Below are 9674 nucleotides of genomic sequence, written 5' to 3'. Positions count from 1 at the left end.
CCGGGCGAGCGCCGGCCCGTCCCGGCGGGCAGGCGCTTTCGAGGTGTAGCACAACGTTTCGAGGGAAAGATGTATTTGGCGCGATAAAGTGCGTGCCAGATCCGTTGCGGCGCCTCCCCACGGGCCGGCGCTCGCCCGGCGCGGCGGGTGTTGGCGAGTTGGTTGAACGGGGGGAGTGGTGGGTTTCACCCACCCTAAGGCGGGATCAGCCGTTCCGTGAGAACCACGCCTTCACCTTTGGCGCGATGTAGTCCCAGAAGGCGGGGACGGTGCGGCGGATGGGTGGGGCGACGCGGGCTTCGAACTTGTCCCAGGTGGCGCCGTTTTCGCGCCAGCCGATGCCGTCGGAGGCGAGGTTCTGGTTGGGGGGCTGGAAGCGGTCGAGGGCCTTGGCGAAGCGGGCGTCCGGCGTTTCGGCGGCTTCGAATTCTTCCCAGAGGGCGCGGAGGCTGTCGCCCTGACCCGGGGGCAGGAGGCCGAAGAGGCGGGTGGCGGCTTTTGCCTCGGCCCCGGCCTGTTCGGCGTGGCCGGTATTGCCGTAGATGGGCGTGTCGCCGGCGTCGATTTCGACGATGTCGTGCAGGAGCAGCATCCGGATCACGCGGTTGATGTCGGTGCCCTCGGGCGCGTGGTCTTCCAGCACCAGCGCGTAGAGGGCGAGGTGCCAGCTGTGCTCGGCCGAGTTCTCGTAGCGGGAGCCGTCGCAGAGCGTGGTGGTGCGGGTGACCGATTTGAGGCGGCAGGCCTCGTTCAGGAAGGCGATCCGGGCGTCGAGGCAGTCTTCGCTCATGTCTTGGGCGTATCGGGGGCGGGCTTGCCCGCCTCCTGCTTCGCCTTGAACGCCTTGACCTTCTGCAACAGCAGCGCGCGCGCCTTCATGTTGGCGCGGCGCACGCGCATGGAGGTGAGGAACGCCTCCTCGGCGGTCTGAGAGGTGGCGCCGAGCAGCGCCACGATCTCGTTCACCACGCCCTCGTCGCCCGAGGCATCGACATACTTGATCACCTGAAGGGCCAGGTCGTCGGCCAGATCCTCGGTCACGCCCATGGGCCTACCTCGTGGTTTCGGTCAGCCGGCGTTTGACGTAATCGCTGACCGTGTCGATCATCGTGTCCATGTAGGGCTCTTCGAAGAAGTGGCCCGAGCCGTCGATCTCCTCGTGGGTGACGGTGATGCCCTGCTGTTCCTGCAGCTTCGAGACCAGCGACTTGGTGTCGGCCGGGGGCGCCACGCGGTCGGCGCCACCGTTGATGATGAGGCCCGAAGAGGGGCAGGGGGCGAGAAAGGAGAAATCGTACATGTTCGCGGGGGGCGAGACGGAGATGAAGCCGGTGATCTCGGGCCGGCGCATCAGCAGCTGCATGCCGATCCAGGCGCCGAAGGAGAAGCCGGCGACCCAGCAATGCTTGGAGTTGTTGTTCATCGACTGGAGATAGTCGAGCGCGGAGGCCGCATCGGACAGCTCGCCCACGCCCTGGTCATATTCGCCCTGGGACCGCCCGACGCCGCGGAAATTGAACCGCAGCACGGTGAAGCCCATGTTGTAGAAGGCGTAGTGCAGGTTGTAGACGACCTTGTTGTTCATCGTACCGCCGAATTGCGGGTGCGGGTGCAGCACGATGGCGATGGGGGCGTCTTTCTCGCGTTGGGGGTGATAACGGCCTTCGAGCCGGCCTTCCGGTCCGGGAAATATTACCTCGGGCATATGGTCCCTTTGTCCATCTCAGGGGTGGCGAGGCTATTCTTGACGAAATTCCCTCGGCACCTTAGAATTATTCTAATTTTCCAGCCGGGGGCCGGATCGGGCTGCAAGCGAGATAAGCTTTGCGCATCGTCAGGTCAATCTATTCGCGAGGGTCGGGGCCATGAAACTCAGCACGAAGGGGCGCTACGCGATGGTGGCGCTGGTGGACATCGCCCTCAGCCAGAAGGACGGGCTGGTAACACTGGGCGAAATCTCGAAACGGCAGAAGGTGTCGCTGCCCTACCTGGAGCAGTTGTTCGTCAAGCTGCGGCGGGCGGAGCTGGTGGAATCGGTGCGCGGGCCGGGAGGCGGCTATCGCCTGGCGCGGCCGGCGGCGGAGATCCGCATCAGCGAGGTGCTGCAGGCGGTCGACGAGACGGTCGACGCGCTGCACAAGGGGGCGGGCGCCTCGGGCGCCACGTCCGGCTCGCGCGCGCAGTCGATGGCGAACCGGTTGTGGGAGGGGCTGTCGGCGCATGTCTACGTGTTCCTGCACCAGACGCGGCTGTCGGACGTGGTGGAGAATGCGCTGACGCCATGCCCGATCGTGCCGACGCTGGTGCCGGTGGTCGACGACCAGTGAACTGTGTGCCGTGCAACCGTGGCTGGGGGTGCTGCCCCCCGTTGAAACCCTTGCGGGGTTTCAACGCCCCCCGGGATATTTTCAGCCAGAAGAAGCGGGGGGTGTAGTGGCGCGGGTCTACCTCGATCATAATGCGACGGCGCCTTTGAGGCCCGAGGCGCGCGAGGCGATGGTGGCGGCGATGGACGTGGCCGGCAACCCGTCGAGCGTGCATGGCGAGGGGCGGGCGGCCAAGGCGCTGGTCGAACGGGCGCGGGCGCAGGTGGCCGAGGCCGTGGGCTGCAAGCCGCAGGAGGTGGTGTTCACCTCCGGCGCGACGGAGGCGGCAAGGGTGATGGAGCGCTGGCCGGGGCCGGTGGAGGTTCAGGCGACGGCGCATGACGCGCTTTGGGCGCATCGGCGCGAGACGGGCGAGGGCGCGCCGCTTTACGCGATGGGGCTGGCGAATTCCGAGACCGGGATCGTGACCGAGCCGGAGCCGCGCGAGGGCGCGCTGCTGCTGGACATCACCCAGGCGGTGGGGCGGATTCCGTTCTCCTTCGCCTGGAGCGGGGCGGATTTCGCCATTCTGTCGGCGCACAAGTTGGGCGGGCCGAAGGGCATCGGCGCGCTGATCGTGAAGCAGGGGGTGGATTTCCCCGCGCTCACGCCCGGCGGCGGGCAGGAGATGGGGCGCCGCTCCGGCACGGAAAACATCATTGGAATCGCGGGGTTCGGGGCCGCAATTGAAGCAGCCCTCCGGGAACAGGCCGCGGGAACCTGGGACGAGATCGAGAAATTTAGAAACATTCTAGAAACACTGCTTGAGGAATCGGCAAGAGAGACTATTTTTGTCGGGAAATCGGATCGGCGTCTGCCCAACACCTCCTGCTTCATTTCCGACGGATGGAAAGGCGAGACACAGGTGATGGCGATGGATCTGGCGGGGTTTGCCATATCCGCAGGCTCGGCCTGTTCCAGCGGCAAGGTGAAGGCGAGCCGGGTTCTGGGGGCGATGGGATACAGCGACACCCAGGCGGCAAGCGCGGTGCGCGTGTCGCTGGGCCCCGGGACGAGTGAAGACGACGTGACACGCTTTGCCGAAGCCTGGGCAAGGCAGCATGCAAAGCATCGCGCCCGCGCGGCGTGAGCTGAAAGGAGCTTGAAGATGGCGGCACTGGACGAAACACGCGTGAAGGAAGGCGTCGACAAGGACACGGTCGATGCGGTCCGCGAGGCCGGCACCTACAAGCACGGCTGGGAAACCGAGATCGAGACGGAATACGCGCCGAAGGGGCTGACGCCCGATATCGTGCGGCTGATTTCCGAGAAGAACGGCGAGCCGGAGTGGATGACCGACTGGCGGCTGGCGGCCTATGAACGCTGGCTGCAGAAGACCGAGCCCAACTGGGCGATGGTCGATTACCCGCAGATCGACTTTCAGAACCAGTATTACTATGCCCGGCCCAAGAGCATGGAGGTGAAGCCCAAGTCGCTGGACGAGGTGGACCCCAAGCTGCTCGAAACCTACGAGAAGCTGGGCATCCCGCTGAAGGAGCAGATGATCCTGGCCGGGGTCGAGGGGGCCGAGGACGTGCCCGCCGAGGGCCGGCAGAGTGACCGGAAGGTCGCGGTGGATGCGGTGTTCGATTCCGTCAGCGTCGGGACCACCTTCCAGAAGGAGCTGCAGAAGGCGGGCGTGATCTTCTGCTCGATCTCCGAGGCGATCCGGGAGCATCCGGAGCTGGTGAAGAAATACCTCGGCTCGGTCGTGCCGGTGAGCGACAACTTCTATGCGACGCTCAACTCGGCCGTCTTCTCGGATGGCTCGTTCGTCTACGTGCCGCCGGGGGTGCGCTGCCCGATGGAGCTGTCGACCTATTTCCGGATCAATGCCGAGAATACCGGGCAGTTCGAGCGGACGCTGATCATTGCCGACAAGGGCAGCTATGTCAGCTACCTCGAGGGCTGCACGGCGCCGCAGCGGGACACCAGCCAGCTTCACGCCGCGGTGGTCGAGATCGTCGTCGAGGAAGACGCCGAGGTGAAGTATTCGACCGTGCAGAACTGGTTCCCGGGCGACGAGAACGGCAAGGGCGGCATCTACAACTTCGTGACCAAGCGCGCCGATTGCCGGGGTGACCGGGCCAAGGTGATGTGGACGCAGGTCGAGACGGGCTCGGCGGTGACGTGGAAATATCCGAGCTGCATCCTGCGCGGGAATGAAAGCCAGGGCGAGTTCTATTCGATCGCGATCACCAACAACCATCAGCAGGCCGATACCGGCACGAAGATGGTGCATCTCGGGAAAGATACCCGGTCGCGGATCGTCTCGAAGGGGATCAGCGCGGGCAAGGCGCAGAACACCTATCGGGGGCTGGTGTCGATGCACCCGAAGGCCAAGAACAGCCGCAACTACACCCAGTGCGACAGCCTTCTGATCGGCAGCGAGTGCGGGGCGCACACGGTGCCGTATATCGAGGTGAAGAACAACTCATCCCGGGTGGAGCACGAGGCCACCACCTCGAAGGTGGATGACGACCAGATGTTCTATTGCCGCCAGCGCGGCATGGACGAGGAGGAGGCGGTGGCGCTTGTCGTCAACGGCTTCTGCAAGGACGTCCTCCAGGCCCTGCCGATGGAATTTGCCATGGAAGCCCAACAGCTTGTGGCGATCTCGCTGGAAGGGTCGGTGGGCTGATGCACTCTCGCCGCAACTGACGAACTAGGCTTGATAGTGTGCTGGGACAAATCCAGGAGAAGAACAATGACCCTAGACATAGTTTCCCAGCACGCAATCCGCGGAACCTCGGCAAACAAATGGTGCAAGGCAAGAGCGGTCAACGGTGGAGTAACGCTCTTTGACAACCGAACGTCGCCGAGTCGTCAGTTTGCTTACGTGGCTGATGTAATGCCCTTTGATGCTGAATGGAAAAAGAAGAGCTTTCTTGTGGCCCCGGTCTCAAACGACTTGGACGTTCAGAGCTTCGATTGTCCATTCGATGTCATGCATCGCCTGATGGAAGTGATCGAACACCAGGGTGGACTTGAGAGGACACCGACATGACGAACCCCGTACTGAACGTGGAAGACGCGCCGGCGATGCCGACGCGGCCGCCGGAAGGCAGCGAGCGGTTCGGCGCGACCGTGGCGCCGATGGGCGCGGCGATCGGCTCGCCGGGGCTGGGCGCGATGTACACGGTGGTCGAGCCGGGCAAGCGGGCCTTTCCGTTTCACAACCATCTCGGCAAGCACGAGATGTTCGTGATCTTCGAGGGGACCGGCACCTATCGGTTCGGCGAGGCGGAATACCCGGTGCGCGCCGGCGATGTCTGTGCCGCGCCGAAGGGCGGGCCGGAGACCGCGCACCAGCTCATCAATACGGGCGATACGGTGTTGAAATACCTCAGCATTTCCACGATGGAAGACCCGGACGTGGTGGAGTATCCCGATAGCGGGAAATTCGCCGCGCTGGCCATCGCGCCGGGGGCGAATTTCATGGAGGCCCATCTTCGGTTCATCGGCCGCAAGGAGACGAGCGGCGATTACTGGGAGGGCGAGGCATGATCATCACCACGACCAACACCATCGAGGGCCACCGGATCACCGCCTACAAGGGGATCGTGGTGGGCGAGGCGATCATGGGGGCGAATGTCGTGCGCGATGTCTTCGCCTCGATCACCGATATCGTCGGCGGGCGCTCGGGCGCCTATGAAAGCAAGCTGCAGGATGCGCGCGACACGGCGATGACCGAGCTGGAGGCGCGGGCGGCGGCGATGGGCGGCAATGCGGTTGTCGGCGTCGACCTGGATTACGAGGTGGTGGGGCAGTCGATGCTGATGGTATCGGCCAGCGGCACCGCCGTGGTGATCGAGTAGGGCCGCGCGATGACCGGGAACGCCACCGAGGAATGGCTGCTGACGCGGCTGGACTATCCCGGGCACATGGATGCCGGGCGACTGGCGGGGCTGGGTGGCTCGGCGGTGGCGATCATCGTCGGGCTTTCGGCCTATGCCGGGGTTTCCGCCCCCGTGGCACTGGCCCTCGGGCTGGTCGCCGGGTTCGGGGCGGGCGCGGTGGTCCATCGCGTGGTCAGCCGCCGGCAGATGGCACGGGAGGTGGCGGCGCTCGACGCGAAGCGCGCCGCCGAGACAGAGATGACACATGCGCAGATTGCGCGGATGAAGGAAAATGCGCCCGGGGGCACGGCCCCCGCGGCAGAGATGAAGAAGGGTTAGAACATGTTGAAAATCAAGAACCTGCACGTCGGTCTTGAAGACGAGGACAAGCAGATCCTGAAGGGCGTCGACCTGAAGGTGGGCGCCGGTGAGGTGCACGCGATCATGGGGCCCAACGGCTCTGGCAAGTCGACGCTCAGCTATGTTCTGTCGGGCCGGGATGGCTATGAGGTGACCGAGGGCAGCGCCACGCTTCTGGGCGAGGAGCTGCTGGACATGGAGCCGGAAGAGCGCGCCGCGGCGGGGCTGTTCCTGGCGTTCCAGTACCCGGTGGAAATTCCGGGCGTGGGCAACATGACCTTCATGCGCACCGCGCTCAACGCACAGCGCAAGGCGCGCGGCGAGGAGGAGATGAGCGCGGCCGATTTCCTCAAGCTGGTGCGCGAGAAGGCGAAGACGCTGAAGATCGACGCCGACATGCTGAAGCGGCCGGTGAACGTGGGCTTCTCGGGCGGCGAGAAGAAGCGCAACGAGGTGCTGCAGATGGCCGTTCTGGAGCCGAAGATGTGCATCCTCGACGAGACCGATCCGGGCCTCGACGTGGACGCGATGAAGCTGGTTTCGGACGGGGTGAACGCGCTGCGGGACCAAGGCCGCAGCTTCCTTGTCATCACCCACTACCAGCGCCTGCTGAACCATATCCAGCCGGACGTGGTGCACATCATGTCCGAGGGCCGGATCATCAAGACCGGCGGGCCCGAGCTGGCGCTCGAGGTCGAGGAGCATGGCTATACGGACCTGCGCGAGGAGGTGGCCTGATGGCGTTGCCGAAGGCGAAAACCGATGCGACCGAGGCGCGGCTTGACGGTCTGAGCCTGCCCGAGGGGGCGGCCTGGGCCAGCGCGGCGCGCGAGGCGGCGATGGGCCGGGTGCGGGCGATGGGCCTGCCGGACCGGCGCGACGAGTACTGGAAGTTCACCCGCCCCGACACGCTGGTGCAGGCGGAGGTGCCCAAGGCCGCCACGCTGGAGGTGGACGAGGCGCCGATGTACGACGGCGTGGACCGGCTGCAGATCGTCTTTGTCGACGGCAAGTTCGACGCGGGTGCCAGCGATGACCTGAGCCTCGAGGGCGTCAGCATCGAGCGGCTGAGCGACGCGGCGGAGAAGGACATCCACTGGGCCAAGGACGTCTATGGCGTGCTGGAAGAGCGGGGGCAGACCCCGGTCGAGCGGCCCCTGGCGGCGCTCAACACGGCGCTGGCCGAGGATGGGCTGCTGATCCATGTCACCGGCAAGGTGAGCAAGCCGATCAACCTGATCTATCACCATCGGTCCGAGACTTCCGACGCGATCCTGCACCATGTCATCAAGCTGGACGAGGGCGCCGACCTGACGGTGCTGGAGAACGGCCCGGCGGCGGCACGGTTCAACAAGGTGATGGAGGTGGACGTGGCCGATGGCGCCGGCTTCCACCACGTGCGCACGCAAGGCCGCGACCACGAGCGGCGGGCGGCGACGCATATCTTTGCCCGGCTGGGCAGGGAGAGCACGTTCAAGACCTTTACCCTGACGGTGAACGGCGTTCTGACGCGGAACGAGTGTGTCGTGGAGATGCTGGGCGACGATGCCGCCGCGCATATCGCCGGCGCCTGCGTGGGCGATGGCGATTTCCACCATGACGACACGGTCTTCGTGACCCATGACGCGGTGAATTGCGAAAGCCGGCAGGTGTTCAAGAAGGTTCTGCGCAACGGCGCGCGGGGCGTGTTCCAGGGCAAGATCCTGGTGAAGCCGGGCGCGCAGAAGACCGATGGCTACCAGATCAGCCAGTCGCTGCTGCTGGACGATGACAGCGAGTTCGACGCGAAGCCGGAGCTCGAGATCTACGCCGATGACGTGGCCTGTTCGCACGGCTCGACCAGCGGCGCGATCGACGAGGAGGGGCTGTTCTACCTTCGCGCGCGGGGCGTGCCGAAGGAGATCGCGACCGACCTGCTGACGCTGGCCTTCCTGGCCGAGGCGGTGCAGGAGATCGAGGACGAGACGCTGCGCGAAGAGCTTGTCGGCCGGCTGGACGCCTGGCTGCAGCGTCGGCGCGGCTGATGCCGGTCACCACCGATATCGTGGCCTCCTACCGGGGGCCGCGGCCGGTGATGCGGCGGCTTCTGGCGATGCCGGTGAACGAGGGCAGGGCGCTGGCCATCCTGATGGCGGGCTGTCTTGTCACCTTCATCGGTCAATGGCCCAGGCTGGCGCGCGAGGCGCATCTGACGGAGCAGGAGCTGAACCCGCTGCTGGGCGGGGCGCTGCTGGGCTGGATCTTCATCGCGCCGCTGGCGTTTTACGCGCTGGCCTTCCTGAGCCACCTTGTCAGCCGGGCGTTCGGCGCCCGGGGCACGGGCTATGGCGCGCGGGTGGCGCTGTTCTGGGCCTTCCTCGCGGCCAGCCCGCTTCTGCTGCTTTACGGGCTGGTGGCCGGGTTCATCGGGCCGGGGCCGGGGCTGACCGGCGTGGGCGTTGTCTGGGTCGCGGTGTTTCTATGGTTCTGGCTGTCGAACCTGCGCGAGGCGGAATGGGGCATGTCATGAGTTTCGCATGGTTCCGGGCGATGCTGCGCCTGACGCTGACCAATCCGCGGCAGGCGGGCGGGCTGGTGGTCGAGATGGGCTGGCCCATGCAGGGGCTGTGGATCGCGCTGATGCTGGTGTCGGTGCTGCTGTCGCTGATGGTGTCGGCGGTGTTCTACGTGGCCCCGCTGCCGCCCGGCGAGATGGGCGAGCTGATCCAGATGTCGCCGGCCTATCACACGCCGCTTCTCTTCGCGCTGCTGAACTGGGCGCAGGCGCTGATTTCGGTCGTGCTGCTGCACCGGATCGGGCTGGCCTTCGGCGGGCAGGGCCAACTGGGTGACGTGCTGGCGGTGATGATCTGGCTTCAGGTCGTGTCGCTGGTGCTGGCGGTGGTGCTGTTCGTGATCGGGCTGATCCTGCCGCTGGTGGGCGGGCTGATGATGATCGCCGCCTTCTTCTGGGGGCTGTGGGCGACGCTGGCGCTGATCGCCGCCGCCCACCGATTCGACGGCCTGCTGAAGGCGGCGGGCGTCTGCGTTCTGACGGTGGTGACCTTCTCCATCGGCATGACGATCCTGTCCGCCCTGCTGGGCGGGCTGGGGATGACAGGGAGATGAC

14 protein-coding genes are annotated in these 9674 nt (G+C 65.7%); 11 read left to right on the top strand and 3 right to left on the bottom strand.

Translation table 11 applies throughout. From position 1 onward, the window contains the following. Nucleotides 1-205 precede the first annotated feature (205 nt). The 3 genes from RLN94_RS21655 to RLN94_RS21645 are packed head-to-tail and all read right to left on the bottom strand — an operon-like array spanning nucleotide 206 to nucleotide 1705. A complete protein-coding gene (locus RLN94_RS21655; protein WP_350158350.1) occupies nucleotides 206-790 on the bottom strand; it encodes an HD domain-containing protein in 585 nt (194 codons plus the stop codon). Further along, nucleotides 787-1047: a hypothetical protein gene (locus tag RLN94_RS21650; protein ID WP_350158351.1), complete on the bottom strand. Its 261-nt coding sequence runs from the start codon at nucleotides 1045-1047 to the stop codon at nucleotides 787-789. The genes RLN94_RS21655 and RLN94_RS21650 overlap by 4 nt, the downstream gene beginning before the upstream one ends. Nucleotides 1048-1051: 4 nt before the next feature. After that, a complete protein-coding gene (locus tag RLN94_RS21645; RefSeq protein WP_300895865.1) occupies nucleotides 1052-1705 on the bottom strand; it encodes an alpha/beta hydrolase in 654 nt (217 codons plus the stop codon). 160 nt (nucleotides 1706-1865) lie between these two features. On the opposite strand from RLN94_RS21645, the gene iscR reads away from it, so the two are divergent. The 11 genes from iscR to RLN94_RS21590 all read left to right on the top strand — a co-directional run bounded on the left by iscR (nucleotide 1866) and on the right by RLN94_RS21590 (nucleotide 9673). Continuing rightward, a complete protein-coding gene (iscR, locus tag RLN94_RS21640; protein ID WP_350169593.1) occupies nucleotides 1866-2327 on the top strand; it encodes a Fe-S cluster assembly transcriptional regulator IscR in 462 nt (153 codons plus the stop codon). Nucleotides 2328-2433: 106 nt separating this feature from the next. Beyond that, a complete protein-coding gene (locus RLN94_RS21635; protein ID WP_350158354.1) occupies nucleotides 2434-3456 on the top strand; it encodes a cysteine desulfurase family protein in 1023 nt (340 codons plus the stop codon). Nucleotides 3457-3474: 18 nt separating this feature from the next. Continuing rightward, complete coding sequence (gene sufB / locus RLN94_RS21630) at nucleotides 3475-5007, top strand: Fe-S cluster assembly protein SufB (RefSeq protein WP_350169591.1); 1533 nt, start codon at nucleotides 3475-3477, stop codon at nucleotides 5005-5007. 66 nt (nucleotides 5008-5073) lie between these two features. Further along, nucleotides 5074-5373, top strand: coding sequence for a hypothetical protein (locus RLN94_RS21625; RefSeq protein ID WP_350158356.1), 300 nt, complete (start codon nucleotides 5074-5076; stop codon nucleotides 5371-5373). Then, nucleotides 5370-5873 (top strand): cupin domain-containing protein, encoded by a 504-nt coding sequence (locus RLN94_RS21620; RefSeq protein WP_350158357.1) that lies wholly within the window; start codon nucleotides 5370-5372, stop codon nucleotides 5871-5873. Before RLN94_RS21625 ends, RLN94_RS21620 begins: the two co-directional genes overlap by 4 nt. After that, nucleotides 5870-6184: a heavy metal-binding domain-containing protein gene (locus RLN94_RS21615; protein WP_350158358.1), complete on the top strand. Its 315-nt coding sequence runs from the start codon at nucleotides 5870-5872 to the stop codon at nucleotides 6182-6184. Before RLN94_RS21620 ends, RLN94_RS21615 begins: the two co-directional genes overlap by 4 nt. Before the next feature lie 9 nt (nucleotides 6185-6193). Beyond that, the gene (locus tag RLN94_RS21610) at nucleotides 6194-6544 is read left to right on the top strand and encodes a hypothetical protein (RefSeq protein WP_350158359.1); all 351 of its coding nucleotides are present in this window, start codon (nucleotides 6194-6196) and stop codon (nucleotides 6542-6544) included. A 3-nt stretch (nucleotides 6545-6547) separates the two neighbouring features. Beyond that, nucleotides 6548-7303: a Fe-S cluster assembly ATPase SufC gene (gene sufC / locus RLN94_RS21605; protein WP_350169588.1), complete on the top strand. Its 756-nt coding sequence runs from the start codon at nucleotides 6548-6550 to the stop codon at nucleotides 7301-7303. Next, nucleotides 7303-8589, top strand: a complete 1287-nt coding sequence (gene sufD / locus RLN94_RS21600; RefSeq protein WP_350169586.1) for a Fe-S cluster assembly protein SufD — start codon at nucleotides 7303-7305, stop codon at nucleotides 8587-8589. The genes sufC and sufD overlap by 1 nt, the downstream gene beginning before the upstream one ends. Then, the gene (locus RLN94_RS21595) at nucleotides 8589-9074 is read left to right on the top strand and encodes a YIP1 family protein (RefSeq protein WP_350158362.1); all 486 of its coding nucleotides are present in this window, start codon (nucleotides 8589-8591) and stop codon (nucleotides 9072-9074) included. The genes sufD and RLN94_RS21595 overlap by 1 nt, the downstream gene beginning before the upstream one ends. Continuing rightward, entirely contained in the window at nucleotides 9071-9673 is a 603-nt protein-coding gene (locus RLN94_RS21590) for a YIP1 family protein (RefSeq protein WP_350158363.1), read from the top strand. The genes RLN94_RS21595 and RLN94_RS21590 overlap by 4 nt, the downstream gene beginning before the upstream one ends. Nucleotide 9674 lies beyond the last annotated feature (1 nt).

It is taken from the genome of Roseovarius sp. (assembly GCF_040223625.1).
GTDB lineage: Bacteria > Pseudomonadota > Alphaproteobacteria > Rhodobacterales > Rhodobacteraceae > Roseovarius.
The sequence above is the reverse complement of the archived record's forward strand: the minus strand, read 5'-3'. Positions and strand labels throughout refer to the sequence as shown.

Coding starts and splice junctions, on each gene's coding strand:
- RLN94_RS21655 (WP_350158350.1), bottom strand. CDS start 790: ATGAGCGAAGACTGCCTCGACGCCCGGATCGCCTTCCTGAACGAGGCC.
- RLN94_RS21650 (WP_350158351.1), bottom strand. CDS start 1,047: ATGGGCGTGACCGAGGATCTGGCCGACGACCTGGCCCTTCAGGTGATC.
- RLN94_RS21645 (WP_300895865.1), bottom strand. CDS start 1,705: ATGCCCGAGGTAATATTTCCCGGACCGGAAGGCCGGCTCGAAGGCCGT.
- iscR (WP_350169593.1), top strand. CDS start 1,866: ATGAAACTCAGCACGAAGGGGCGCTACGCGATGGTGGCGCTGGTGGAC.
- sufB (WP_350169591.1), top strand. CDS start 3,475: ATGGCGGCACTGGACGAAACACGCGTGAAGGAAGGCGTCGACAAGGAC.
- RLN94_RS21625 (WP_350158356.1), top strand. CDS start 5,074: ATGACCCTAGACATAGTTTCCCAGCACGCAATCCGCGGAACCTCGGCA.
- RLN94_RS21620 (WP_350158357.1), top strand. CDS start 5,370: ATGACGAACCCCGTACTGAACGTGGAAGACGCGCCGGCGATGCCGACG.
- RLN94_RS21615 (WP_350158358.1), top strand. CDS start 5,870: ATGATCATCACCACGACCAACACCATCGAGGGCCACCGGATCACCGCC.
- RLN94_RS21610 (WP_350158359.1), top strand. CDS start 6,194: ATGACCGGGAACGCCACCGAGGAATGGCTGCTGACGCGGCTGGACTAT.
- sufC (WP_350169588.1), top strand. CDS start 6,548: ATGTTGAAAATCAAGAACCTGCACGTCGGTCTTGAAGACGAGGACAAG.
- sufD (WP_350169586.1), top strand. CDS start 7,303: ATGGCGTTGCCGAAGGCGAAAACCGATGCGACCGAGGCGCGGCTTGAC.
- RLN94_RS21595 (WP_350158362.1), top strand. CDS start 8,589: ATGCCGGTCACCACCGATATCGTGGCCTCCTACCGGGGGCCGCGGCCG.
- RLN94_RS21590 (WP_350158363.1), top strand. CDS start 9,071: ATGAGTTTCGCATGGTTCCGGGCGATGCTGCGCCTGACGCTGACCAAT.